General features: G+C 40.9%; 26 protein-coding genes. 1 reads left to right on the forward strand and 25 read right to left on the reverse strand.

All coding sequences use genetic code 11. The features are described from left to right. Window positions 1-67 precede the first annotated feature (67 nt). The 7 genes from FXF70_RS16715 to FXF70_RS16745 form a co-directional block, all read right to left on the reverse strand. The gene (locus tag FXF70_RS16715; RefSeq protein ID WP_148780788.1) at window positions 68-1,012 is read right to left on the reverse strand and encodes an alpha/beta fold hydrolase; all 945 of its coding nucleotides are present in this window, start codon (window positions 1,010-1,012) and stop codon (window positions 68-70) included. Window positions 1,013-1,067: 55 nt separating this feature from the next. Continuing rightward, window positions 1,068-1,367 (reverse strand): hypothetical protein, encoded by a 300-nt coding sequence (locus FXF70_RS16720; protein WP_017366494.1) that lies wholly within the window; start codon window positions 1,365-1,367, stop codon window positions 1,068-1,070. Beyond that, complete coding sequence (locus tag FXF70_RS16725) at window positions 1,364-1,582, reverse strand: helix-turn-helix transcriptional regulator (RefSeq protein WP_017358703.1); 219 nt, start codon at window positions 1,580-1,582, stop codon at window positions 1,364-1,366. The genes FXF70_RS16720 and FXF70_RS16725 overlap by 4 nt, the downstream gene beginning before the upstream one ends. Before the next feature lie 184 nt (window positions 1,583-1,766). Beyond that, a complete protein-coding gene (locus FXF70_RS16730; protein WP_008343909.1) occupies window positions 1,767-2,372 on the reverse strand; it encodes an ABC-2 transporter permease in 606 nt (201 codons plus the stop codon). Next, window positions 2,356-3,231, reverse strand: a complete 876-nt coding sequence (locus FXF70_RS16735) for an ABC transporter ATP-binding protein (RefSeq protein ID WP_144610351.1) — start codon at window positions 3,229-3,231, stop codon at window positions 2,356-2,358. Before FXF70_RS16735 ends, FXF70_RS16730 begins: the two co-directional genes overlap by 17 nt. 5 nt (window positions 3,232-3,236) lie before the next feature. Then, window positions 3,237-3,608 carry a GntR family transcriptional regulator gene (locus FXF70_RS16740; RefSeq protein WP_017366490.1) on the reverse strand — a complete coding sequence of 124 codons (372 nt, stop codon included), beginning with the start codon at window positions 3,606-3,608 and terminating at the stop codon, window positions 3,237-3,239. 173 nt (window positions 3,609-3,781) lie between these two features. Further along, on the reverse strand, window positions 3,782-4,909 hold the full coding sequence (locus FXF70_RS16745; RefSeq protein WP_148780789.1) for a DUF418 domain-containing protein: 1,128 nt from the start codon (window positions 4,907-4,909) through the stop codon (window positions 3,782-3,784). 387 nt (window positions 4,910-5,296) lie between these two features. Here FXF70_RS16745 and FXF70_RS16750 point away from each other — a divergent pair, with 387 nt between their 5' ends. Further along, window positions 5,297-8,299, forward strand: coding sequence for an amino acid adenylation domain-containing protein (locus FXF70_RS16750; protein WP_148780790.1), 3,003 nt, complete (start codon window positions 5,297-5,299; stop codon window positions 8,297-8,299). Between the two features lie 119 nt (window positions 8,300-8,418). Here the strand turns inward: FXF70_RS16750 and FXF70_RS16755 are convergent, their stop codons facing one another. From FXF70_RS16755 to glmM, 18 genes are all read right to left on the reverse strand, one after another. Continuing rightward, window positions 8,419-8,616: a hypothetical protein gene (locus FXF70_RS16755; RefSeq protein ID WP_041091718.1), complete on the reverse strand. Its 198-nt coding sequence runs from the start codon at window positions 8,614-8,616 to the stop codon at window positions 8,419-8,421. Between the two features lie 23 nt (window positions 8,617-8,639). Further along, window positions 8,640-9,059, reverse strand: coding sequence for a TlpA family protein disulfide reductase (locus tag FXF70_RS16760; protein ID WP_148780791.1), 420 nt, complete (start codon window positions 9,057-9,059; stop codon window positions 8,640-8,642). Then, window positions 9,059-9,574, reverse strand: coding sequence for a HEAT repeat domain-containing protein (locus FXF70_RS16765; protein ID WP_008343915.1), 516 nt, complete (start codon window positions 9,572-9,574; stop codon window positions 9,059-9,061). Before FXF70_RS16765 ends, FXF70_RS16760 begins: the two co-directional genes overlap by 1 nt. Before the next feature lie 18 nt (window positions 9,575-9,592). Then, window positions 9,593-11,014 carry a sporulation killing factor system integral membrane protein gene (gene skfF, locus FXF70_RS16770; protein WP_148780792.1) on the reverse strand — a complete coding sequence of 474 codons (1,422 nt, stop codon included), beginning with the start codon at window positions 11,012-11,014 and terminating at the stop codon, window positions 9,593-9,595. Next, on the reverse strand, window positions 11,007-11,729 hold the full coding sequence (locus FXF70_RS16775; RefSeq protein ID WP_019744076.1) for an ABC transporter ATP-binding protein: 723 nt from the start codon (window positions 11,727-11,729) through the stop codon (window positions 11,007-11,009). Before FXF70_RS16775 ends, skfF begins: the two co-directional genes overlap by 8 nt. A gap of 17 nt (window positions 11,730-11,746) precedes the next feature. Then, the gene (locus tag FXF70_RS16780) at window positions 11,747-13,237 is read right to left on the reverse strand and encodes a CPBP family intramembrane glutamic endopeptidase (protein WP_057078687.1); all 1,491 of its coding nucleotides are present in this window, start codon (window positions 13,235-13,237) and stop codon (window positions 11,747-11,749) included. Further along, window positions 13,230-14,465, reverse strand: a complete 1,236-nt coding sequence (skfB, locus tag FXF70_RS16785; RefSeq protein WP_008343919.1) for a sporulation killing factor system radical SAM maturase — start codon at window positions 14,463-14,465, stop codon at window positions 13,230-13,232. Before skfB ends, FXF70_RS16780 begins: the two co-directional genes overlap by 8 nt. A gap of 64 nt (window positions 14,466-14,529) precedes the next feature. After that, window positions 14,530-14,697, reverse strand: a complete 168-nt coding sequence (skfA, locus tag FXF70_RS16790) for a sporulation killing factor (RefSeq protein ID WP_017366484.1) — start codon at window positions 14,695-14,697, stop codon at window positions 14,530-14,532. Between the two features lie 251 nt (window positions 14,698-14,948). Then, a complete protein-coding gene (locus FXF70_RS16795) occupies window positions 14,949-15,347 on the reverse strand; it encodes a RidA family protein (RefSeq protein WP_138824920.1) in 399 nt (132 codons plus the stop codon). Between the two features lie 126 nt (window positions 15,348-15,473). Further along, complete coding sequence (locus FXF70_RS16800) at window positions 15,474-15,986, reverse strand: PadR family transcriptional regulator (protein ID WP_007498534.1); 513 nt, start codon at window positions 15,984-15,986, stop codon at window positions 15,474-15,476. Window positions 15,987-15,991: 5 nt separating this feature from the next. Continuing rightward, window positions 15,992-18,457: an FtsX-like permease family protein gene (locus FXF70_RS16805; RefSeq protein ID WP_148780793.1), complete on the reverse strand. Its 2,466-nt coding sequence runs from the start codon at window positions 18,455-18,457 to the stop codon at window positions 15,992-15,994. Next, a complete protein-coding gene (locus FXF70_RS16810; protein ID WP_047946097.1) occupies window positions 18,426-19,145 on the reverse strand; it encodes an ABC transporter ATP-binding protein in 720 nt (239 codons plus the stop codon). The genes FXF70_RS16805 and FXF70_RS16810 overlap by 32 nt, the downstream gene beginning before the upstream one ends. A 155-nt stretch (window positions 19,146-19,300) precedes the next feature. Then, window positions 19,301-20,065: an ABC transporter permease gene (locus FXF70_RS16815; RefSeq protein WP_148780794.1), complete on the reverse strand. Its 765-nt coding sequence runs from the start codon at window positions 20,063-20,065 to the stop codon at window positions 19,301-19,303. Continuing rightward, entirely contained in the window at window positions 20,062-20,979 is a 918-nt protein-coding gene (locus tag FXF70_RS16820; protein WP_148780795.1) for an ABC transporter ATP-binding protein, read from the reverse strand. Before FXF70_RS16820 ends, FXF70_RS16815 begins: the two co-directional genes overlap by 4 nt. 14 nt (window positions 20,980-20,993) lie before the next feature. Continuing rightward, window positions 20,994-21,185 (reverse strand): PLD nuclease N-terminal domain-containing protein, encoded by a 192-nt coding sequence (locus FXF70_RS16825; protein WP_003217265.1) that lies wholly within the window; start codon window positions 21,183-21,185, stop codon window positions 20,994-20,996. A 160-nt stretch (window positions 21,186-21,345) separates the two neighbouring features. Beyond that, window positions 21,346-21,702, reverse strand: coding sequence for a DUF2200 domain-containing protein (locus FXF70_RS16830; protein WP_144684430.1), 357 nt, complete (start codon window positions 21,700-21,702; stop codon window positions 21,346-21,348). Window positions 21,703-22,184: 482 nt separating this feature from the next. Further along, window positions 22,185-23,987 carry a glutamine--fructose-6-phosphate transaminase (isomerizing) gene (gene glmS, locus FXF70_RS16835; RefSeq protein ID WP_007498541.1) on the reverse strand — a complete coding sequence of 601 codons (1,803 nt, stop codon included), beginning with the start codon at window positions 23,985-23,987 and terminating at the stop codon, window positions 22,185-22,187. A 576-nt stretch (window positions 23,988-24,563) separates the two neighbouring features. Next, window positions 24,564-25,910 (reverse strand): phosphoglucosamine mutase, encoded by a 1,347-nt coding sequence (gene glmM, locus FXF70_RS16840; RefSeq protein WP_008360584.1) that lies wholly within the window; start codon window positions 25,908-25,910, stop codon window positions 24,564-24,566. Window positions 25,911-25,933 lie beyond the last annotated feature (23 nt).

Below are 25,933 nucleotides of genomic sequence, written 5' to 3' on the forward strand. Positions count from 1 at the left end.
ACAAATCAGTTCACTCGTTTTGATCAAAATTGCGATGTTTCATCTGTCCAGCTGAGGAGGAAAACCGCTAACGTGAGCGCTCGTTGTTCGATAGAAACTCCCTCACATCATCTGCGATTTCTTTTGATTTCGTATGATGCAAATAATGGCCGCCTTTGAAAGTAACGACTTTTCCGTGGTCTACATGTTTCAGCAGCTCTTCATGCATTGGTTTCCAGTTTGGTGTTTCTTCCTCCGTTTGATCCGCTAGATAGAAAGCAACAGGGAGCTTCTTAGGGAAATGTAGGCGTTGAGCGTTTTTAAAATTGTTTCTAAAGTTTTCTGCCTCACTCGCTTGGCTTTCATCCAAGAAATTTCGGAAAGTCAGCATTTTAATCTGAGCTTTCGTTTGATCATCTACTTTAGGCATCACCAGTTGATCTGGATTCATTTTCACTATCAATCTGTAAAAGCCGGATTGATGAAGCAGCTGTAAGCTGGAGACTGGCAATTCATCCGTTTCCTGTTTAGGAACACTCGTATCAATTCCAACAAAGGCTTGGACTTCTTTTTCATATTGATTCACATATTCTAATCCATAAATGCCAGCAATCGAATGACCCATCAGCGTATATTTTTTAATGTTGAGTTTTTGCAAACATTCATGAATCTCATCCACAATGTTTTGACTTGTCCTTACTTTATCTGTGTCGTCACTTAAACCATAACCAAACGGTTCAATCACAACGACTCTATAATCTGGCGATAACTCCTTGACTAACGGTTCAAAATCCAGCACTGGTGAAGCAGTTCCATAGCCTGGGAGAAGGACAATCGTTTCTTTCCCATCGCCTTGAATGAGCACATTCATCTGCTTCCCATCTACCAAGACCTTTTGCCCATAATATTCTATTTTCCCCTGTTCTCTTTCATTACTAATTAGATTCACAACATAAACACTGGCTACAAATACAACCAAGAAAGTCAGAATGGTACATAGAGCAATCAGCATTATTTTCAGTAATTTTTTCAATATTTTTTCTTCCCTTCATGATGAAGTACCCTAGCTTGCATCCGCAGATGAAAGATTAGTATTTTCTTTCACAATAGATAATGCCAATTGTATTTGCGCAAACACTTGATACATACATAAACGTAATCGCTATATAAAACCATTCCGTTGGAGATGATAATTCATGAACAAAAGCTTGAATGACAGCAACCAATATATAGGCTAATGCCACACCTACAATTGAAAAACTTCCGGCTTTCGCTAAAATAAATTGACCTCGTTCATCCTGTTTATATTCACGGCTTTTCTTAAATTGAAAGACCGTACTTAAGATAGAAAGGATAATCAGAGAATAAAGTATGATTGTTGTCATCATCGCTGTTGTTCCTCCTTGTCGACCTCTTGAAAAACGTCATATAAATCAACTTCAAATGTTCTCGCAATTTGAAATGCTAGTTTTAAAGACAAAGAATATTTACCATTTTCAATCGCTGCCACAGTTTGACGAGTCACACCTAACTTCTCTGCCAAATCCTTTTGTGTCCAGTCTTTTTCTGCCCGTAATACTTTCATTCTATTTTTAATTTCCATTTCAGATTCCTTTCTTAAAGGATGTTTTATTTAACATAATGTTAAAAATAATTAACATTATGTTAAATAACAATAACCTGTTTTCTGCTGGATGTCAATTTCACCGGATACAAAAAAGAATCATCCATTTTGAAAGACCTACCTCAAAATGAATGATTCTCTATAAATGATGTGATCATCTGATTTAAAACACTTTCCTCTGGTAAATCGCAGTAGAAAGTCCCCAAGATAGCAAGTAGATGAGCATAATCAGTACAGTTGACCCCGTATATACAATAGGGATCGATAAATTCATGATAAAATCAGTGATCCCACTGAATTGCTCTGCTAAATAGAGAACAACAGGCGGTCCCATAGCAGATAATACGATAAAGCCAATGATCACTGCCGTTGTGATATAACCAGGCTTTAAGATATAAAACAATGGAAACGTACATGCTGCGAACAATAAAAACAACCCACTGCCAATCGCAATATCTGACAGCGAAAACAGCTTCCCAAACACAAATAATGCAGCACTTGTCAGCACGATCGCAATACTCATATAGAAAATGGCGCCAAGATAACGTGATGCGATAATTTCTTTACGTGTATAGGGCAAGGAATTTAATAGAATATTCGTTTCTGCCTTCTCATCATAAGCATATGTGTTAAATGGAATGAAGACACTAGCGACTAGAAACGTTAATACTGGATGGACATCCATGAAAATAAAAAATAAGATAAACGGAATAAAAATAAGTAACTGCTTCTTTTGCAAAATCACATCACGCTTAATTAAATGAAACATGCGCAACCCCGCCTTTCAAATAAAACATGATATCCTCAAGCGACGCCGGTTCAATCACAACAGCATCCCCAAAAATAAGTTTCACCTCATCAATCCGATCTGTTAATGCTTCAAATCCGGCTGCCGTACGCTGAATATGGATAAACGCCTTTTCTGTGTCTCGATCCAGCAAATCCAGGCTCCCCTTCACCAGCGCATAATTCTCCGCCACCTCATGAATCGACTGTTGAAAGACCAATCTTCCATTTTGTATAAACGCAATATAATCCGCAATCCGGTCTAAATCTGTTGTCATATGTGTCGAGAAAAAGATCGTCCGATTCCCATCAATCATCAATTCTTGTAACGTACTTAGCAGCTCTCTTCTAAATACCGGATCTAAACCAGCAGTTGGTTCATCCATGATAATCAGCTCTGCATGATGCGACAGCGCAATCGCAAGCGATGCCTTCATCTGCATCCCTTTTGAAAATGTTTTAATCGCTTTATGAAGCGGCAAGCCAAACTGTTCAATATATTGATAAAATAGCCTATCATCCCAGCGTTTATAGGCAGGTGCCACAATACGTTTGATGTCTTTTAAATTCAATCCTGGGAAAAAAACGTTAGCATCGTAAACAAAGCCAATTCGTTCCTTAATCTCTTTTTCATGCGTGCGATAATCTAATCCAAAAATTTTAATCTCACCAGAATCTGGTTTTAACAAATTCATGATCATTTTAATCGTGGTCGACTTACCGGCTCCATTTTCTCCAATAAACCCAGTAACAAAGCCCTTTTTGACCTGTAAATCAAGATTCTGCACAGAAAAGTCTTTGAACCGTTTTGATACTCCTTTGAATTCAATCACGTGCTCCACTCATCTCACTCCTCATACAAGAACTTTAATAACTGCTGCAATTCATCAAAAGATAAGCCTAATTCCTTGCCGTTTGTAACAACCGCTCCAAGCTGTTCCTCAATCACCTTCAATTTTTTCTCTCTCATGACCTCTAGGTTTTGCTCGGCAACAAATGATCCCTTACCGACAATCGAATAAATAAATCCTGCCTTCTCTAACTCTTCATATGCACGTTTTGTTGTGATGACGCTGATTTGTAAATCCTTCGCCAGCTTTCGGATAGACGGCAGGGCTGCACCTTCTGCCAGCTCACCCGTTAAGATCAACGATTTGATTTGCGTCGTAATTTGCTCATAGATAGGCTCCTTAGAATGGTTAGAAATCGTAATTTGCATATAAAAACCTCTTTTTTCTGTACTGGTATTCGCAATGAAATATTGTATATACACTATATATACATTATATACACACTGAAAAAATATTCAACTCCTTTTATGAACTTTTTTGAATGCGATCCAACTAAAAAACCGCACAGCTCTTCAGCCATGCGGTTCCTCAACAAATCAATTTATCTCCAATATACCCATTTTCCCATAAGCCATTCTACAGGCCCTCTTCTCCATTTTTTCAAATAGAGATAGCTGATGAAGAGCTGTGCTGTGTAAAGTCCGACAGCAAGCAGCAATCCAAACATTGAGCCCATTTGTCCAAATAAACCAAGTCCGTAAGAATAGAAAATCGTTGTACAAATAATAGATTGAGCCAAATAGTTTGATAAAGACAATCGGCCCAGTCCTGCAAGCAGACGTTTCAATCCTTGTGCAACCTTTGAATAGTAAAAGACAATAAAAGCTTGAATATAACCGATCGTCAGGACATAGGCTCCTAACGTCATCACCATTTCACTCCAAGGGGCATCAATAAACGTCGCACATTTTAAAGCGAGCCCGATCAAAATCATCCAGACCCAGCCTTTACGATACGCCATTCCTCGATCTTCTTCTGTCAGATGACCTTTTTTCCCAATGGCCATGCCAAGCAGTGCAAATGGCCCCACCATGATCGTACCGAATAGAAAACCTAAGATCGGCATCAACGTAATGGTCACGATCGCCATAATAATGGTCACAATCATCATATCGTCTTCAATCGTCACCCGGCTCAATAAAATATCACCGTATGCACCCTTCGCATACACATCCGTTAACAAATCATCATTTCCATAAACAAAGGTCATCAGATATGGTAAAACCACTAATGACAAAGCACCTAACACACCTGACCAAATCAGCATTGTTTTGATCCGGCTGCTCAAAAACATCATCAAGAAAAACGTACATGCTCCATAATATAAGAGAATATCACCATTCCAAATGAATATGTAATGCAGCATCCCAAGCACAATAAGACTAAAGCCGCGGCGAACGACGATGGCATTCGTATTCAGCCCCTTGGCCTTTGTAGATTCAATCAGTTTGATAAAAGAATACCCAAACAAAAAGGAGAAAATCGGATAAAATGACCCCTGGAACAAGATCTCCGTCACATATACCCCAAACTCCTGTCCCCATATGCTCGGATCAAACATCTTCTCAAAATCATAATCATATTGAAAATTAAGCATATTCACTATCAAAATACCTAATAAACTAAAACCACGTAAACTATCAATAAACTCAACCCTAGATCCCTTCAACACGACAGCTCCTCAAACAATATATAACAAATTTAAGATATACCTGTATATTTTACCAAATATTTTTTCGAAATAGTATATATATTTCTAATAAAAAAGTGATCTTTCATCCTATCAGTGAATCCAGCCTATCTTATGATTCAATTTCCCCCTATTTTCACCTCCTCTTGATCATCAAAACGCTCAATCAAGGAAAAAGCCGAGGGTCCCTTACATTTTATCTCTAAATAGGACAATATATCTGCATATTATTTCAATTATTATATAAATTTTACATTTTATTGTTGATATGACCTTCATTGACAATGAATATTTCTTCATATACACTTTGGGTGGATTTAGGAATAACATTCCTAATCTATCAAATTCTAGAGGGGGAATATCATCATGAATGATCAAAATTTATGTGATATCATGAGACACCACGCCACTCACACGCCGCATCATCCAGCTTTAGCGTGCAACCATCAGAATATCACATATGCTGAACTTGAGAAACAAAGTAACCAGTTCGCCAATTACCTTATCAAAATGGGCGTAACGAAAGCTTCTCATATTGGCCTAGCCTTAGAAAGATCACCACAATTGATTATCTCTATTCTCGCTATCACCAAAATAGGAGCCGTATATGTGCCTATAGATATAAATTACCCTAGTGAACGTATTCAATTTATGATTGAAGATGCCGAACTATCGTTTTTACTCACAACATCACATGTCACTCAAAGCCGAACCTCCTTGCCTATTCCAACTATCTACTTAGATAAAGAAAAACATCTCATCCTTACACAATCAATGTCAAACCCGTCTTTTGATGTCAAACCTTCTGATGCCGCTTATATCATGTATACCTCTGGCACAACAGGAAAACCAAAAGGTGTTATCATTACACATAGATGTATCATGCACCTAACGCATAACCCTTCCTTTCTGCCCGTTAATTCTTCTGATACCTTAGCATTATTATCTACCATCTCTTTTGATTCCTCTACATTTGAAATATGGTCCGCTTTATTAAATGGAGCGACACTCGCTATTCCTCCTTCTGGAAAACTGACTCCTGAACTCGTCAGTCAAACCATTAAAGACTATGATGTATCGATTCTTTTTTTAACTACTGGATTGTTCAACTTGATGATCGAGTCACACCTAAACGATGTCAAATCGGTTAAATATATCGTATCTGGTGGAGATGTCATGTCTCCTCAAACCGTTCATCAAGCATTAAAGGAGCTCCCACATACGACCATCATAAATGGCTATGGCCCGACAGAAAATACAATCTTCACAACAACTTTTCAACTGCCAGACACCTGGGATGATCTCGTCAGTATACCAATTGGCAAACCTGTAGCAGGAACCATCATTGACATCACAAATGAACAAGGTGAATCTGTCTCTCAAGGACAAATAGGGGAACTCATCACTTCAGGAGATGGACTAGCATTAGGCTACTGGCGAAGAGAAAACCTAACAAAGGAACGTTTCATCGAACGGAATGGAAGAACCTATTACAAAACAGGGGATCTTGTTCGACAACAACCTGATGGGCTGATTGAATATATTGGTAGAAAGGATGACCAAGTCAAAATTAGAGGCTTTCGTATTGAGCTTAGCGAGATTGAGCATGTGTTGATCCAGCATCCAAGTGTTAAATCCTGTTTGGTGACAGCCACAGAAGTGATACCTGGGGATAAACGCATCATTGCATACATCATTCCGTCCAACAAAAAGACATGGGATCTATATACCATTCAAACTTATGCAAAGAAAACATTCCCTGATTTCATGCGCCCTGCACATTATGTTCTATTAACAAACTTCCCTACGACCACAAATGGAAAAGTCGATCGAAAAGCACTACCAAGACATCATTTCGACAGACCCAACCTGCAAACTAAATATGTCGCACCAACCAATCAAACCGAAGAAGCACTCTGTGAAATATGGACAGACCTATTAAAGGTAGAGCCCATTGGCACAAACGATCACTTCTTCGACTTAGGAGGAAACTCCATCCTTGCCGCCAAAACCTTAATGCGTATGCAGGAAACATTACACGTTGAACTACCTGCCAGCACCCTTTATGAACATCCTACGATTCAACAAGTTCATCTTATGCTACAAAATCAAACACCTGAGCCGAAACAACAGCTCACATCAGAGGAATTTTTAGATGAAGAGATTCAACCAAAGCACCTATTCGATTCTAAATCCTTTAAGCAGAATGCCGTGTTATTAACAGGAGCAACCGGCTTTCTAGGCGCTTATCTCATTAAAGAGCTTGTTCGAATGAATCCCTCCATCCAAATCTATTGTGTGATCAGAGCACGAGACAAACAGCACGCAAGACAGAGAATACAAGTAAATATGGAGAAATATCACCTATGGGACGAACATTATCTGAAACAACTAAAACCGATTGTAGGTTACTTGGACAAGCCTCAACTAGGGCTCTCAACAGAGGAATTTCAACAACTCGCCCAAAACATTGATGCCATCTATCATAATGGAGCAAAAGTCAATTACGTTCAGCCCTATCACATGCACAAGGATACAAATGTCACCGGCACAGAAAATATCATCAAACTCGCCTGCACAGAACAGGTAAAGCCTGTTCATTTCTTATCGACCATTGCCATATTCGGACCTGCCGGGTATCTAGATGGCACGACCGTTCTTTTTGAAGATACATCCATCGATGCTTATCTTTCTATTGTAGAAAAGGACATTGGGTACTCTCAAAGTAAATGGGTGGCAGAAAAAATCATGTGGGAAGCAAAAAAACGTGGCGTGCCGATCACAGTCCTTCGCCCCGGCTTCATCATGGGCGACAGTCAAACAGGCGTTCATAATACCGAGGATTACATGGCGAGACTAATCAAAGGATGCATCCAATTAAAGGCTTACGGTGAGCTACCGAATCAACGAAAAGAATTCGTACCCGTCGACTTTGTTTCAAAAGCCATCACAACCATATGCAAGGATCCAGCCAACTTCGGCAAAGCCTATCACCTCGTTCCACCTCAAGAAGAAAGCATGGAATTAAGTGAATTTTTTCAAAAAATCACAGAAGAAATAGGCTATCCATTAGAAAAGAAAACATATAACGATTGGGTAGAAGCTCTCATTCAAGCAAGCGACCAACACGCAGACAACGCCCTTACGCCATTTCTTCCAATGCTCACTGAAAAGGTAGAACGAGACAAAACAGTCTGGGAACTATACGAAAACATGGCGCACTTTGACTCAACAAATACTCAAACGGTTCTCCAAGCACATGGAATGACCTATCCCCCTATGGAAGATCATTTAATCAAACGCTATTTCAAATACATGGAGGACATTGGATTTTTAAAATTTGATTCAAACACTGCTCTGAGACTATAAAAGCATTCCCTTGTTTTTAAACTCAATACAGGAAGTAATAAAAGGTTGGATGCAGCAACCAACCTTTTATTACTTACCTTTCATCAACTGTACCTTTCTAAATCACCTCGGTAGAAAACTTATGCCTTATGATCTTTTTCTTCTTTAAAAAGCACACGCTTCACATAAAACAAAATCCCCAATCCAAACAAAATCAACGGTAACTCCCAGTCCGCAGAAACCGGCAGCCATTTCAACATCATGAGAATCAGCAAAACAGCTCCCACACCTGCATAAAAGACCACCGTTTTTTTCAATTCTTGGTTTGATTGAAACAAAACGCTCTCCTCCATAACCCTAATTATGATCGTTTTTCTAGTTTTTTTAATATCTTTTCCCAGCCGGTATCTCCCATTTTCCGATCAATTAATTGTCCCTCTTTATCTATGAGGCAAAAACTTGGCAATCCTTGAATTTTATATTTTGTGACAATCTCATAATCTTGATCCAACACAATGGGAGCAATGAGATTCTTTTCCTCCGCATATTTCGAAACAACCTCTATCGATTTTTCTTCTTCCGTATATGGAACATGGACACAGATTAAATGGATACTCAACTGATCCACACTATGTAGAATGTGGTCGGTTAATTCTTCACAATGCGGACAGTTAACTGACCAAAAATAAAGAAGATGAGTATGCTCTTCAGGTAAACACCGCTGATGTGAAGAATGAATCCAAGGAAGGTGCTCAGGCCATTTAAGTATTTGCGTTTCCACTACTCATCCCCCTTTTCTTTTAATTGAAAAGCGATGATTTTTCCTAGTGCCTCTTCTGCGGCAAAAGGGGCCACATTTCCTGATGGATTCTCTTGTTCCTGTTTTAGGCACTCGTACATATTTTTTTCGATTTTTGATGGGTCAATCCAAGAGATACACCACGATGCCCAAAAACAAGTAGGACCCTCATAACGCTTTGCCAAAGACAGAAGAAATGGCAAACTAGGCTGACCAATTCTCATGAGTGAGATCGCAGCCGCCATTCTTGTCTCCTCTTCTTCACTTTCTAACAGTTTGGCAAGAGCTTCTGCTGCGTCCCCTGCATCTGCTCCAAATTCACCAAGAACCGCTGCTGCAATATTCCGCAAAGAACCCTCTTCTTTTAAGGCTTCAACAAGCACTGGCACTGCCTCTTTTCCTGATTTCCTTAACTCCCCCATGGCTTGAACGATCGTTACTTCATTGGTATTGACTAAACGTTGAACCGATTGGGATAGCTTATCTTCTGGTTTCATGACAATCAACTCCTCTTTTTAATGAGTCCCACGGCATCGATAACACATCACATAACATACACATCCAGCAAATACACATGTCATCGTTGTAAACCAGCCATTAGTGAACAGATGAATCCCAATGATGACTGTAGCACTTATGACAGATCCGATGAGCAATGATCGATAATAGATGCCCAAAGAAAGACTCGCTTCTCGTCTCAAAGGTTGCGTAAAGGCAAAGAGCCGTATGGTCAAAAACCAAATATAAACCCCTACCCCATAAATGGCCCAATACAATACATCATGAATCTCTAACAAGATAAGAGAAATCAAGTAGACACCATACAACCAAAAGGTTTGAAACACTTCCAATAGAAGAATCTTTTGATATAAAGCACCCGGAAAAAGATACAGTACTCCCGTTTGCCCGTGTCTTACAATCCCAGCGTAATATGAACTGAGCAGGACAGATACACCAATGACCAGAAAGAATAGAGTCAACCAATCTGAAAAATAAGAACTGACGACATAGTAAGTACCGATCAACAGCATGGTAGATAACAGGTGGAAGGTAGCATACTTTTTGATCATCAATATTTCTAGCCAAAGGAAAGCCCAGATGCCCGTTAATGATGAAAGCCCCCACCACGTCTTGCTTTTCTTTGGACTTATTGGATTTACATGAACCTGTTTCCCCTCAAATTCCTCCCAAAATGCCGCCTCTTTGACTAACGACTCCATCATCTCTATACGATGACTCGACCTGTACATCATCATGAAAGATAAAATCATCACTCCAAGTAATATCAATACAGAAATGAATGAAAACTCCTCTATCATGCGTCCGACTTGATACATCAAAGAAGCAGATATCTCCATCATTGACGACTGTTTCAATATCAATTGATTCATAATAAGCAATGAAAGACAACCAAACATCAGTATAAAACCAATGAAGAGCACTCGCTTATATACTTGAATGGTTCTTGCACAAGATACCGCAATCATCCATGTTTCGATCATACATAACAGCGCTGTTAACAGGAGTGATTTACCAAGTAGAAAAAAGTACTGCTGCGTTAAACAAAGAAGGAGGATATCAGCCATCACAGCAGAAACAATAAGAAGAGCACATCGCCAAAAAATGTGATATACCCATACACTCATCACAACCGTCCATAAGGAAGCACCACTTCCATACAACCACATGATATCGTTCATCTGACTAGGCAATCGATTCGAAAACAAACCAAAGCCAGTATAAAGAACAAATAAAACGACAATGAACCATCCAGCTGTACTCGCATTCCAATCGCCCATACTTGAGACTGCGCTCAGCTGAAAACCAATGGCACCAATCATAAGCAGCAAGATCAGAAAGGGCATTTTCTTTTCTTGATTTTTACTGATCAAGCGCCTTTGGGATTTCATCCATAAAAGGGAAAGCGTGTTATTCACTAGACCACTCCCCTAGAAGTTGAATGACTTCTGCCCGCCACTTCATTTGTTCTTCCTGCCGCTTAGGAACAGCGATACTTTTCATGATGGCACCGTCTCGAATCAATATCACCCTGCTTGCCGTATCTAGCACAAACTCCAGACTATGAGTGGACACAAGAACCGAACCACCTTGAAGACTCTTCTGTATCAGCCAATCTGACAGCCATTGTTTCGAAGGGATGTCTAACCCTACAGTCGGCTCATCTAAAATAAAAAGGGAAGCATCTTGCACAATGGCCCCTGCTAAGACGACACGTTGTTTTTGACCTCTTGAAAGCCTTCCGCACAATTCGTTCATCTTCATTTCGATATGTACTTCTTTCAACGCCTCAAATACCTTTTCTTTGATCTGTTTTAAACCTTTATGATAGCCCCTCGCACGGAATTGAACATGTTCAGCAACCGTTAAATCTGGGTACAAATATGGCTGATCTGGAATAAGAGCTACTTGTTTTTGGACATGGGAATGACCAGGAGGAAATCCCTCTATGAGTATTTCCCCTTGATCAGGTTGATAGAGACCTGTTAAACATCGAATGGTTGTCGTCTTCCCCGCACCATTAGGCCCAAGCAGCGCCACAACCTCCCCTGCTTCAATGGAAAATGAAAGGCCCTCTATCCCATCACCATTGCTATATCGTTTGCTTACATTCTGAACCTCCATGAATGGCATCAAATCTCTCCCTTTTATTAGAGTGATGTATGCTGAGGCTTTTTGGTATGTAGATATCTTTGAAGTTTAAATTGCCATAAGGGCATACAAACGAGCACAAAATTGTGAATAAAATGTGCCGCCAGTACACAAATAAATCCATAATGCATAAAAAGAAAACCAAGAAAACATCCAAAAACAAAAAGATGCGCCCAGCGAATCCATCTTGGATCATACCCAGTGACCTGATGCATAATTGCCCATAAAAAAGATGATATTAAAATGGACAATATCGCATTCCCACTAAACCAAAATATAAGAGAAATCATTAAGAGTCGGTATATTACTTCTTCCCCTATAGAACTTTGCAGACTCATATTAAGCCCTTGTCTTAAAGTAAATCCAGATAAAAACATACTTCTATTTGATAGTTCCGGAGAAATACGTAATTTATTCATTCTCTCTAACAGGTAAAAGACCAGTGATGTGATGCCTAGACTAATTAACCCAGCGCTAAGACCAATAAAAGTTTGTCCAACGATTTCATCTAAAAATTTCATTTCTAATTCATTCGCAAGAGCGCCTCCTGCCAATGAACATATAAATACTACAAATCCTGTCAATAATCCTGCAAACAAAGTAGAGAGTATACCAAGTAATTTAACAGTTTGAACACTCATCCTAGCATCGTAAGCATTTACTATCGTTAACTGTATATCCTCCTTAATTGTCAGAGATTGCACTAGTACAATCATGAAACCCAGCATAAGACTTAATGTGAGGTGAATTTGAACATTCATTAAAACTAAAACTAATATAGCCATGATCATCGCAGCAGCTGATCCTAACATACCTGAGAGACCAAAAGTAGACTCAACTTGTTCATCTCTTATTACTTTATTCATCTGATCCGTTAAAATCTCTGTATCTGTGCCTATATAAGTGATCACACCAGATTGCATTTCAACTGTTACCTTAAGTCGGATATCTTCCTTTTCAGCAAGATACCAATATGTTTTAATTTCACGAAAATCCTCTTCTTTTGAACCAGAACCAGTTGGTTTTGTCTTAGCCCATAACCCCTTTGAAGAACAAGTCAATTGATCTTTTAAACCTTCTAGTGAAATCTGACCGTCTTTTTTAGATAATGAAGTTTGCCTTACATCTGCATAAAAAAAGGTCACTTCCCGTTTAGCGTTTACTCCTATCACGAATGATTGGTTTTGGTGAACAAAACGAACACGCCAAGACTCAACCAATCCCATTTCATGAAGTATATGTCGATTTTTTTTAAGTAAACCTAAATGATGTAACTTATTCACTGTTTCATGATCATACCAATAGACTGAATATACCTCCCAAGCTTCCACGTCTATGCCCACAAACTCTCTAATAAAATCGATACCAACTTTTCTTGCCTCAATTTTATCTAAAAGGTTTGATTCTATTGTTGAAACTCTATACTTCGCAAACAGGAAGAGCCCTATCACTCCAAGACCTGACCACAAAATAAAAGTCATACTATTCATGAGCGATGCCTGCTCTCATTTCATTTTCAAAGGGGAGATCTGGCTCAGATAGTTCAACTTTCCCTATACATTTACAGTTTTTCGCTTCACATTTCAATTTCAATAGACGTGTTGGTGAACCAATATCAGAAAAAGAATCCGTTAGAATGTGACCTAAAGGAATATCCTCTAATTGACAAGGTGTCACATAACCGTCTGCCCTTATATACCAAGCCAAATAACCCGGTGTACAAAAATCAGTTGTAAAAGAACTCTCTTCATGCTCCCAATCAATTATATTCAAATGGTGTCCCCACTTAGAACGTGCCTGCTGTAACTGGCTTTGAACACGCTGCTCAAACGAAGTTTCTAGCGCTTTAAAATTCTTTGTAGCACGTCCTACGGATAATGTCTTACCAGCACGGAAAATGGAGGCATTTGCTTTTGCACAATGATCAACAACCTCTGCTACTTGATCAGCGTTCATTTCATTGATGGTCATTGCAACAATTACAGGAACATTCACTTCTGTTAACCGCTGGATGGTTTCCATACTTTCCTGAAAAGCACCTTTCCTTCCCCTTAAGGAATTGTGAGTGTCGCTCGTACCGTCAATACTAATTTGTACAGATACATTTCCTAGATGACTGAGTAATTCCACTTCTTCTTGTCTCCAGTTTAAGCCATTGCTAAAAACGTTTACGTTCGTAAATAATGAACTCGCAACCATCACAATTTCTTTGAAACCTTTTATGAGTTTGGCTTCGCCCCCTGTTAAAGTGACATCAGCCACACCTTGCGCAGCTAGTTTTTGCATCACATTAATCCACTGGGAACATGTTAATTCTTCAGGATAGGGCTTACCGGAACTAGCATAACAAAAGGAACAACCTAAGTTACAAGCGTTTGTTAATTGGAGAGTACAGCTAATTGGCAAATAGGACTGTAAAGATCCTGTAAATTGAATAGGTTGATTCAATAACCCTTGTGTCCAAGCTTCTGTAAAAGGATGGGCACTCAATTCTTCACGCAACTGATCAGCTGTTAGCTCTTCCTTTTTAACGATTTCCCAGATACGAGCAGTTTTGCTCACGTCTTTATTCTTAGATAATAAAAATGCAAGCTGAGCCCCTCTTCCACTCAATCTAAAATAATACATTGATTTTCTATCTATCATGACTGCGCCATGAGGCTGCAAATGAATCGCTAGTTCAGGTAAATCATATTCTGCTAGTTGATTACTTGACATAAATAGACACCCCTTTTATAGAATAAGGAGCTAGCAATATATGCTTAACTCCCTATGTTATTCATTAAATAGCTCTCATTGCAGGATGTGGCAGTGCACAAACTCGTGTCATTGCAATACTTTTTGAGGCCCAGCACCCCATACATCCAGCCGCCTTAACAATTGAAGTACCACCTGGACGCTTAAGGCTTTTTTTACTCACAGATTCCCACTCTTTTTGGTTTCTTGTCATAAGTAAAACCTCCTCTTAAAATTTGCATAGTGTCAATAGACCCAATCTCCATGCACCCTGATATTACCATATGAAAAATGTCGAAGTAAGGGGAATTGTGTAAAATATTCTAAAAATATACTTAAAAGGTTTTTATATCAATAAATTAGAGAGAACTAAATATAAAAAAGATTGGATATGAAAACCCAATCTTTTAGCCCATACTTCCCTTATGCAAAAATTTTTCATTATCTATCTCATCAAGATAATCATTAAATCAAGTCCATATCCCGACAAGCCCATGCATCCACCTCGACCTTTAAAGCAGGTGAAGCCAAAGCCACCACATAAATCATCGTCATACAAGGCAGGTGATCCCCTAAAAACTGACCCATGATTCGTTTTCTACTCTCGGCATCAAACTCCCCTACTAAATAGAACACAAGCTTCGTTATATCTTCCACTTTCATATCTGCCGCTTCTACATTGCGTTTTACATTCTCTAACGCTAGCTCGAGCTGTTCCATCGGGCTCGCTGGGATGGTCCCATCGACTTCCATCCCCACTTGCCCTGATAAGGTTAACCACCGCTGCGGCCCTGTTGTCTCTATTTGATGGATGTACGGTGCAACTGGCGCATGAATGGTCTCAGGATTACGTGATGTTTTCATTGATCAAACCCCTTTTCTGAAAATACAATCAATTTCCACCTATCATACCAAACTTTCTTCCCATCCTATCTGCATATGCTCCGAACGAAGCCAAAAAAAAGACCTTTCTTCAAAAGAAAGACCTCTCTAAAATGATGACCCGCTCCGATGCTCAATTTGATGAATCCAATTCAAATCAGCCTCTAAATGAAGCAGCGTGCCAGAAATCAATAAGTACCGACTCTCATCACCTTGCACAAGACATTCCGTTTTTAGCTTCGTGAGTTCCATCACATCTTTCATGATGACGGCTTTCTGCTGCTGAAGCATTTCTTTTTCTTGATGAAATCTGATTTTCCGTGCACAGCCCCATTTAAAGTGAAAATCATCCTTTGCAGCATGATATGGAACAGGTGCCAACAGCCATGATTCCAGCTCTTGTCTGCCTTCTTCCGTCACGTCGTACAACTTTCGATCTTGGTCATCTATTCCCACTGCTGTCACCAATTGATCACGAATTAACCGATCAAGCGTCGTGTAGATTTGACCCGGGTTGATTTTTCCTTTTATTCCGAGCAATGACTCCAGCTCTAGCTTTAATTCATATCCATGATGTTGCTGCTGACAGAGCGATGTTAAAATTCCGTATTTCACTGACATATGATTTAACCTTCTTTGAGAAATGATATCATCTCTATTTTACTCGCTGTCGCACTAGAAATCCACGAAGCCGCTAAACTAAGTGCAATTCCTGCGATCACTGCCAGCAGTAGATGCACAGGCGGCAATTGGAATGAAACAAATCCACCCAGCCAATCAGATTGGCTTGAGACATATAGAAGAATCACACCAAATAAAATGCCGCCAATCACACCTGATAACCCAATGAGCACACCTTCTCCGACGATCATTTTTCTCACCTGCTGCTTTGTCAGCCCAAGCGCCCGTATGGTGCCAATCTCAGATGTACGTTCAAGCGTATTCATCAGCAGTGTATTGGCTGTTCCAATGCTCGCGAGCCCAATAATGAAAATGAGCATCATAGAAATTAACTCGTTCATACCAGTTAAAGCCGATGTCGTTGATTCAATCTCATCCTCTACTGTTTTCACCTTTGAAAGCCGCTGCCCAAAGTCTTCCCATAGCTGATCTCGTAAAGACTCACCGGCACCTTTGTCTTTTAACGTAAGCAGGATATCAAGGGGCTGCGTCCACCCTAAATCCTCTTGTAAAAATGTCTGATCGACAAATGCCACATAACCCGAATGATGAGAAGTCTTGACCACATCAATGACTTGTAACTGCTGCCGGCCAGAAGGTGCATTGAGATACACACTCTCTCCAATACGCCCACCCCATTCATCAAACGCACGCTCTCCTAACACGATAGAAGGCGTTTCTGATAATCGTTGATACAAATCGCCTTTATTGTCACCTTCTATAAAAGAAGGTCCTTTCTCATCCACACCGATGATAGAAAATTGTCTTTTCTCTCCATGGGCCGTTTCCCATGTCAAAGGAGCCGCTTCCATCATCGGTTCCACCCGCTCAACAGACTCATAGGATGACAGCTTTTCTTGATCCGCTTTCGTCCATGGCGCTTCAGAGGTAACCCTGAGATCACCGCCGTACGTTTGACGGATCTCTTTTTCATAGCCATCTGGAGCCGATTCAATGACCGCACTTAAAAGCAAGATCACAGCAATCCCAACAGCTAGAATCGCCGCCGTATTGGCATTTCGATTCAGTTGCTGCGTGACATGCTGCGAGGATAGATGGCCCGGGTAACCAAAGACAAACTTCAAAAGAGGCGCCAACAACCGGTTCAAAAAGAGCAGAAAAAATGGGAATAACAGAACCATGCTGGCTAAAATGCCAAGATAAGCAGCCGGATGATCCACCCATACAAATGAAAGCAAGCCTATCCCTATCACCGCTCTAATGACCGATTGTTTTTTCAGTGTAGAAGTTTGGGTAGTGGATTTTAAAGTCAGTAGCACAGACGTTTTCCCTGCATGATAGATCGGAAATAACGAAAACAGCACAGGGAACACAATACCAATGATCACTGAAATTACAACAGGCACTTGCCAATCTAACGAATACACCATATCAAAAGCGAACACACCAAGCAGTGTTTGCATGAACACATCTCCAAGCCAAACACCAATCGGCACCCCAATGGCTGTTCCAATACATGCCAAGATCAAAACCTCAATCAACATCAGCTTAGAAACAGAGCCCTGCGTATAACCAAAGCTCTTCATAATCGCAAATTCCTTTTTCCGTTCCATCACACTCGTATAAATCATATTAAACACGATAAAACCGCTCATAAACATCGACAGCCCTGCGATGAGGTAAAAGAACGTGTACAACCCGCCAATGTCATTACTTTGCCGGTCATCCGCCACCACAGGCTGGACAAAAACATCGGCATCCTTGAACTCTTTCTGTAAAGATTGAAAGAGCTGTTCCCCGCCTTCATTTGTCTGAAATCTCATATAAGAAAGCTGATCATCCATTCCCGTCCAGTCTCTCAATATATCAAGCGGCGCCATCACACGAAAGCTCGATGATTCTGCACTCTTCCAGTCACTCGGACTTGAAAGCAGCTGTGTATATTCCACAATGGCAGATACCTTCGCTTCGCCCAAATCAGAAAAACGAATGGTATCTCCCACTTTTTTATTCAGCAGCTTCGCCACAACATCTGGTATGACCAACCCCTGATTATCCAAACGCCCTTCAATCACAGGCAGCTTCAGTAAAGAGCTCGTTTGATCTTGTACTCCGGTAATTCGCACCGCCCGTTGGTTAAGAGAGTGATCACCTTCTACATCAAAAAACGTCTGTTTATCCAGCGCTAATAATGATCCTGTCACATCAGGATGCTTTAAAATGGAGGAGATCTGTTCCTCATCATACGTATGATCATCACTCAACACCCAATAATCTGCATCAGCGACATACATTTGCTCATAATAATGAAACACATCATTTGTCGTTCGATCGGCAATGAGCATCGACGTGACAAAAGCAATTCCCACCATGATGCCTAAGACAGAAATGGCGAACCGCTTTTTATGCTGAATCATGTTACGCCATGAAATTCGCCACATACTGAGCATAATCATCATCCTTTCTAGAGATCACTTGATCAATAACACCGTCTTTAAAAAGGATGATTCGATCCGCAAATCCTGCTGCGAAAATATCATGCGTCACCATGATAATCGTCTGCTTGCTTTCTCGATTGAACTTGCACATTAACGCCAAAATATCCTCCGCTCTATGCCGGTCCAAGTTCCCCGTCGGCTCATCTGCTAACAACACTGACGGCTGATTGACTAGAGCTCTTGCAATCGCTACACGCTGCTGCTGCCCGCCGCTCAGCAAACTAGCCCGTTTCCGCCCAAGTCCATTCAAGCCAACAGCCTCTAACAGTTCTACAACCGTCTGTTGATTCTCCTTTGTTAAACGTCCATCTGCATGCAGCGGAAACGCCACATTTTCTTCGACAGTTAATGTAGGCAGCAGCTGATAATTTTGAAACACAAACCCAATCTGTTTTCGGCGAAAAATCGTTCTCTCTTTCTCATTCATCTCACTCAACTGATGCTCATCTATCAAAATCTCTCCATCAGTAGGCAGATCAAGCCCGCCTAACAGCTGAAGTAATGTACTTTTTCCAGAACCACTCGGTCCCATCACCGCTACAAACTCCCCTTCTTCTACCGTCAAATCAACGCCCCTCAACACCTCAGTCCGCTCCTGGCCTTGAAAGAATTCCTTCTTCACATGCTTGATCTGAATCATCTGCAAACTCCTCCCATTCCTTTACGGAGTAATTATATACTAAGTATATATTATTTCAACATTTAAATCATGATAATATGTATTTATGTCTTATTTTTTACTTACTAAATACATAAAAAACCCTTTAGATTTTCATATCCAAAGGGTACACCGTGCTATAATTCTTGTTTTCTAAAAAGAAACCATCCGATGAGAAAAAAGAAACCAATCAATACCGATACACCTAGAAAGCTAGTAAGTGCCTGATCTGAATAAGTCCCTCTATGAATCATCTCCTCAGCCGCACTTGTGACGCCTTTAGGTGCAAACTCCCCTAATGTATCCTCATAAAACGAAGGAACGGTAAACAGGATGAGGTTGATCAAAAGGGAAACGCCGCCCGCAGTCACTGAACGCTTAAAGAACGCCGATGCACAAATGGTCGATACTACAATGAGCAGTAGGTTCGGATAATACAAAAGCGTTCCTTTTAACACATCGCCCCAATCCACATGCCCAAATTGGATGTCCACATAATAAACGGAAGCAAGCACCGCCACTATCAAACTAAACAACGTTAAACAGGCATAGGCACATATTTTTGAGACATAATAACTCATTCGACTGATCGGTTTCACCATAATCATCGCCGTCACCCCAGAGGCACGCTCTCCAGCAATCGTCCCCATCACAATCATAATCAGGATAAACACGCCGAGTGAATCAAATTTACTCAATGCACTAGCTAAAGCCTCTCCAGCGCTAGGCTCTGGTATATAAAATGTAGACCCTTCAGGTAAATTCGCTGATTTCGACAAAAGATCTGGTAGCATTTTGAGCGTAATAGGCTGCGTAATCATTAAAATCGTAAAAATGACCGGCACAAATAAGATTTTATAACTAGTGAATAACTCCCTAAATTCCTTTTTCAACATCATCATGCCGTCACAACCTTCATGAAAATATCTTCAAGCGTCAGCTTAGATAGTTGATATTGGAGAAGAACACCACCAGTTGCAGTGATGAGACCCGGCAGCTCCTTCAATGCCGTTTGTTGATTGTTGACTCGCACCTGATAAGTGCCTCCTGTCTCCATGCATTCCTCCACCCAATCCCGCTCCTTTAACAAAGCCATTAGTTTCGTATTCTGTTGTTCTAACTGAAATTCAATCACGGGCTGGATATAGTCTTCTTTGAGCTGTTTCATCGAAGAGGACATCTCAATTTTGCCGCTGTTGATCATGATAATATGATCGGCCACCCTTTCAATGTCATCTAAAATATGGGTCGACATAAAGATCAGCATCTCATGCTTTAGACGCTCAATCAAAGTCAGGACGTCTTTTCTCCCCATAGGATCAAGTGCCGACACAGGTTCATCTAGAATAAGAACCTTCGGGCTGTTGATGAGTGCCTGCGCAATAGCAAGCCTCTGCTTCATGCCTCCACTATAGCTACCAATGGCACGATCCTTCGCCTCATACACACGGCAAAGCTTCAACAGCTCCTCTGTTTTGGAACGAATGATGTTTTTCTCTAAATGAAATAATCCGCCAACCCAATGCATCCATTCCTGCCCCGTCATATCCTGATAAAATGCAGGATGCTGCGGACAGTACCCAATCACCTGACTGATTTGATCCATGTCCTTTGTGACATCAAAACCTGCCACCTTCACAACGCCAGACGTAGGACGAGCAAGCCCCGTCAAAATCCGGATCGTCGTTGTCTTCCCCGCTCCATTGGCTCCTAAAAAGCCAGCACATCCAACCTCCCCAACAGAAAACGAGACATCTTTTAACACTTCATGCCGTCCATACGATTTCGTCAGGCCTTGACACTCCAACATATTCAAGCGAATCCCCCCTACTAAGATTGTTTACGACCAAAAATGAAATACGCAATAGGACCGGCACTCGCCACAAACACAATCACCAAAGCCCAAACCCACTTCACCTCTCCCCTGATTCTCGACGGATCTCTTTTCAACAAATCAAACAAACCAATCACCATTAAAATCGCTTGCAGCAAAATAAGAGGTAAAATCATCTTCATATCCATACACGCCACTCCCTTTTCAAACGTCAATTTGTTTTGATATTACTTCTTTTGACGACATGAAGAGAGAATTCGTTCAAATGGATTTTATTTTTATTGGTCGAATGGTCTATAAATATAAAAAAGCCCAGTGAAGTTTATTCACTGGGCTCGCTTGTGATGTTCATGACGAATCTCGCAAAATCTTTTCCATTTTCTTTCCCTTCGCTAACTCATCAATCAGCTTATCTAGATACCGAATATTTTTCATGGTTTCTTCCTCAATGTCCTCTACCCGTACACCACAGATGACTCCTTTGATTAAACTTCGGGAAGGATGAAGCTCAGGAGCCTCAGCAAAAAAGGCTTCAACGTCTATCTGCTTGTCCAACTGTTGCTGTAACTCTGCTGGACTGTACCCCGTCAACCAACAAATAATCGTATCAACCTCAGCCTTCGTTCGTCCTTTTCTCTCTGCCTTTGCGATGTAGAGAGGATAGACCTTTGCAAAGCTCATTGTGTAAATTTTATGTTTGGTCATGTGTCTGCTCTCTTTCTTCGTTAAATATTTAAACTGTCACGCTTTCTCAAGGGGACGCTCTCTCATTATGCACTTAGTATAATGTGTTAAAAATATAACTTATAAACGATGATATATGCCTTTATTATTTCTTTCATCTTTTTTGAAAGCTCTATATTTAAGAAATTGAACAATACAAAATCCAAGGAATACACCTATTGGTCCTCCACTTGAGACAGGACCACCAATTAAACAATAAGAAATGATAAACAATGCAATATAACCAATGAAGAAAAAAACAATTCCCCATTTTTCTTTTTTTACGTATCGAATAAAAATAATATTTCCCCCTAAGAATATTTATCATAATAGCAACATGGAAATAGTATCTATCAATCAAAGTTCAGCTTAAATCTTTCAACTGCTAGTTCTATTGACACAAAAATACCCCTTTAGACAATTATATCTAAAAGGGGTATCAAAAAACCGATTTTATTTAAAACCTACTCCACCGTCACACTCTTCGCAAGGTTACGTGGTTTATCCACATCACACCCGCGGTGAAGGGCTGCGTAGTAAGCGATTAGCTGTAATGGAACAACAGATGCAAGTGGTGCAAGTGCTGGGTGTACAGCTGGAAGGACGAAACGATCGCCTTCGTCTTCTAGGCCTTTTAGTGAGATGACACATGGGTTTGCGCCGCGTGCAACGACTTCTTTGACGTTACCGCGAATGCTGAGGTTCACATGCTCTTGCGTGGCAAGGGCAATGACCGGTGTGCCTTCTTCAATTAAAGCAATCGTGCCGTGTTTGAGTTCTCCGCCAGCAAATCCTTCTGCTTGGATGTAAGAGATCTCTTTTAATTTTAGTGAACCTTCAAGGCACACATAGTAGTCAAGTCCTCTTCCGATAAAGAATGCGTTACGTGTCACTGTGAAGAAATCACGAGCGATTTGTTCCATTTCATCCTTTTGATCGACAAGGGCTTCCATTGCGTTTGCTACAATCCCAAGCTCTTTCACAAGATCAAAGTCAAGAGATTGACCATTTAATTCAGCTGCAACAGATGCAAGGATCGCAAGAACAGCGATTTGTGCTGTGTAGGCTTTTGTTGAAGCCACTGCGATTTCTGGTCCTGCATGAAGAAGCAATGTGAAGTCTGCTTCACGAGAAAGCGTAGATCCTGGTACGTTTGTGATCGTTAATGCTTTATGACCAAGTTCTTTGACTTGAACAAGTACAGCACGGCTGTCCGCAGTCTCCCCAGATTGAGAAAGGAAGATGAACAACGGTTTTTTCGATAGAAGCGGCATGTTGTAAGAGAATTCACTTGCTACATGGACTTCTACAGGTACTTTCGCCCAGTCTTCAATGTATTGTTTACCAACAAGTCCAGCATGGTAGCTCGTTCCGCAAGCCACAATATAGATGCGGTCTGCTTCTGCTACTGCGCTTGCGATATCGCCAGCGACTGACAACTTGCCGTTTTCGTCTTGATATTCTTGGATGATTTTGCGCATAACAAGCGGCTGTTCATCCGTTTCTTTTAACATGTAGTGAGGATATGTGCCTTTCTCAATGTCGCTTGCATCCAGCTCAGCGATATAAGAAGGACGTGTCATAATATCACCGTCAAGGTTTTTAATAATAACCTCGTCTTTAGTAACAATGACCATTTCTTTATCCATTAATTCCGCATATTCGTTTGTTACTTGAAGCATCGCCATTGCGTCAGAAGCCACAACGTTGAAATCTTCGCCGAAACCAACCAATAATGGGCTTTTGTTTTTCGCCACATAGATTGTTTCTTTGTTTTCGTTATCGAAAAGGGCAATTGCGTAAGAGCCTTTTAGTTGAAGAAGCGTTTGACGGAAAGCTTCCTCTGTATCAAGACCTCTGTTCACAAATTGTTCGATGACTTGAACAACAACCTCTGTATCTGTGTCGCTTTTTAGTGTGACGTCTTGTAAATATTCGCGTGTCAATTGTACATAGTTCTCGATGACACCGTTATGAACAAGCGTAAAACGGCCAGAAGCACTTTGATGCGGATGCGCATTTAGATGGCTTGGTACACCGTGTGTTGCCCAGCGTGTATGTCCAATTCCTGCTGAAGATGCCACGTTTGCATCAACGACTTCACGAAGCTCAGCGATACGTCCTTTTTCTTTGAACACATGCACGCCATCTTCGTTTGCCACAGCGATACCTGCTGAGTCATACCCACGGTACTCAAGCTTCTCTAAACCTTTTAATAAGATTTCCTTCGCATCATTCTGACCAATATAACCTACGATTCCACACATAAATATTCTTCCTCCCGATCATGTGAAAGGGACAAAGAAAGCCTACTAAAATAGAAGGGACATTTCTTCGTCCCTCTCTACATGTTTATTTTGGGAGATCATGTGTATTCCCTTTGTACAAAGAGTCACCTCTTTGCTTTAAAGAAACACTTACGGCTGTGATCTCTATATTTGATCAGCCGGGAGGCATCCGCCGAAAAATTCGATAACCTCCATCCTCGTCAACTAAGCATCTGTCGTTCGATCGCTTAGTTCGGGCGCTATAATTATAAGAGTGGCTGAACATCTACCCTGCCTTTCCTGCTAGAATAAAAATCCAGTAACACAAGGATGATTGTACTATAAGGTCTGACCTCCGTCAATCACAATTTAGCGGGTGATCCCTTTCATGTTAGAAAGTGAGACCTCCCTACACTATATGCGATGAGGCTTGTCACGTTCTACCTTCGATGTGCTCTCTTATGTATGAAAGCAAGCAGCAAATTGCCCTCGCTTATATCATTCGTACTAGACCAGCCTCTTATGACGTTTATTCGAAAAAAAGCAAACCGCTACTTTGCGATTTGCTTTGATCGATTACTCAATACCCATTTCTTCTTTGACAACAGCCGTAATGCGAGCCACGTATTCATCACACAGCTCTTTTGTTTTCGCCTCTGCCATGACACGTACAAGCGGTTCTGTTCCTGATGGACGAACAAGGATGCGTCCGTCACCGTTCATCTCTTTTTCAACCTCTTGGATCACAGCTTTTACTTTTTCATTTTCTTCCACTTTATACTTATCAGATACCTTCACATTCACTAGAAGCTGCGGGAATTTCTCCATTTCAGCTGCAAGCTCTGACAATGTTTTTCCTGTTGCTTTTAGTGTATTCACCAACATGATCGCTGAAAGCATGCCGTCACCTGTCGTATTATAATCAAGGAAAATCAAGTGGCCTGACTGCTCGCCTCCGACATTATAGCCATCCTTTTTCATCGCCTCGACCACATAGCGGTCACCAACAGCGGTTTGAATGCTCTTAATGCCTTGCTTCTCAAGCGCTTTATAGAAACCAAGGTTACTCATGACCGTTGACACGACCGTGTCATCCTTTAATCGGCCTTCACCCTTTAGATAACGTGCACATATGTACATAATTTGATCGCCGTCTACAATATCACCTTTTTCATCGACTGCAATTAAGCGGTCGCCGTCGCCATCAAACGCAAGACCAATATCGGCTCCTTTTTCTTTCACAAAAGCAGAAAGTGCCTCTGGATGAGTAGAACCTACGCCATCGTTGATATTCAATCCGTTTGGTGATGTTCCCATTGTTGACACATCTGCATCTAAATCCGCAAATAAATGTGTCGCAAGAGAAGATGTTGCGCCGTGTGCACAGTCAAGCGCCACGTGAATGCCTGTGAAATCCTCGTCCGCTGTCTGCTTCAAGAATTGCAAGTACTTCTGTCCGCCTTCAAAGTAGTCATTCACTGTTCCAAGATCGGCGCCAACCGGACGTGGCAGTTGATCAACTGGCTGATCCATTAGCTGCTCAATTTCATTTTCCTGTTCATCTGACAGTTTAAAACCGTCACCGCCGAAAAATTTAATTCCGTTGTCTTGAACTGGGTTATGCGAAGCTGAAATCATGACACCTGCTTCTGCATCCATTGCCTTCGTTAAATAAGACACACCAGGTGTTGAGATCACACCTAAACGCATGACTTCAGCCCCAATTGAAAGTAAGCCTGCTACGAGTGCTCCTTCTAACATATGACCAGATACACGCGTGTCTCGTCCAACGAGTACCTTTGGACGTTCTTTATCCTTCGTGAGCACATAGCCGCCAAATCTCCCAATTTTAAATGCGAGCTCTGGCGTTAATTCGCTATTAGCCACACCCCTTACACCATCAGTTCCAAAGTACTTGCCCATGTTTCAATCGCTCCTTTTTTACC

The organism is Bacillus sp. Y3 (assembly GCF_008123875.1).
GTDB classification, from domain to species: domain Bacteria; phylum Bacillota; class Bacilli; order Bacillales; family Bacillaceae; genus Bacillus; species Bacillus altitudinis.

Excerpts from the sequence above, each read along its gene's own strand:
- FXF70_RS16750 (WP_148780790.1), top strand. The coding sequence starts at position 5,297 with ATGAATGATCAAAATTTATGTGATATCATGAGACACCACGCCACTCAC.
- FXF70_RS16780 (WP_057078687.1), bottom strand. The coding sequence starts at position 13,237 with ATGAATAGTATGACTTTTATTTTGTGGTCAGGTCTTGGAGTGATAGGG.
- skfA (WP_017366484.1), bottom strand. The coding sequence starts at position 14,697 with ATGACAAGAAACCAAAAAGAGTGGGAATCTGTGAGTAAAAAAAGCCTT.
- FXF70_RS16800 (WP_007498534.1), bottom strand. The coding sequence starts at position 15,986 with ATGTCAGTGAAATACGGAATTTTAACATCGCTCTGTCAGCAGCAACAT.
- glmS (WP_007498541.1), bottom strand. The coding sequence starts at position 23,987 with ATGTGTGGAATCGTAGGTTATATTGGTCAGAATGATGCGAAGGAAATC.
- FXF70_RS16775 (WP_019744076.1), bottom strand. The coding sequence starts at position 11,729 with ATGCCATTCATGGAGGTTCAGAATGTAAGCAAACGATATAGCAATGGT.
- FXF70_RS16810 (WP_047946097.1), bottom strand. The coding sequence starts at position 19,145 with ATGATTCAGATCAAGCATGTGAAGAAGGAATTCTTTCAAGGCCAGGAG.
- FXF70_RS16830 (WP_144684430.1), bottom strand. The coding sequence starts at position 21,702 with ATGACCAAACATAAAATTTACACAATGAGCTTTGCAAAGGTCTATCCT.
- skfB (WP_008343919.1), bottom strand. The coding sequence starts at position 14,465 with ATGTCAAGTAATCAACTAGCAGAATATGATTTACCTGAACTAGCGATT.
- FXF70_RS16765 (WP_008343915.1), bottom strand. The coding sequence starts at position 9,574 with ATGAAACCAGAAGATAAGCTATCCCAATCGGTTCAACGTTTAGTCAAT.
- glmM (WP_008360584.1), bottom strand. The coding sequence starts at position 25,910 with ATGGGCAAGTACTTTGGAACTGATGGTGTAAGGGGTGTGGCTAATAGC.
- FXF70_RS16805 (WP_148780793.1), bottom strand. The coding sequence starts at position 18,457 with ATGCTCAGTATGTGGCGAATTTCATGGCGTAACATGATTCAGCATAAA.
- FXF70_RS16725 (WP_017358703.1), bottom strand. The coding sequence starts at position 1,582 with ATGGAAATTAAAAATAGAATGAAAGTATTACGGGCAGAAAAAGACTGG.
- FXF70_RS16730 (WP_008343909.1), bottom strand. The coding sequence starts at position 2,372 with ATGTTTCATTTAATTAAGCGTGATGTGATTTTGCAAAAGAAGCAGTTA.
- FXF70_RS16740 (WP_017366490.1), bottom strand. The coding sequence starts at position 3,608 with ATGCAAATTACGATTTCTAACCATTCTAAGGAGCCTATCTATGAGCAA.
- FXF70_RS16795 (WP_138824920.1), bottom strand. The coding sequence starts at position 15,347 with ATGAAAACATCACGTAATCCTGAGACCATTCATGCGCCAGTTGCACCG.
- FXF70_RS16825 (WP_003217265.1), bottom strand. The coding sequence starts at position 21,185 with ATGGATATGAAGATGATTTTACCTCTTATTTTGCTGCAAGCGATTTTA.
- FXF70_RS16720 (WP_017366494.1), bottom strand. The coding sequence starts at position 1,367 with ATGATGACAACAATCATACTTTATTCTCTGATTATCCTTTCTATCTTA.
- FXF70_RS16815 (WP_148780794.1), bottom strand. The coding sequence starts at position 20,065 with ATGATGATGTTGAAAAAGGAATTTAGGGAGTTATTCACTAGTTATAAA.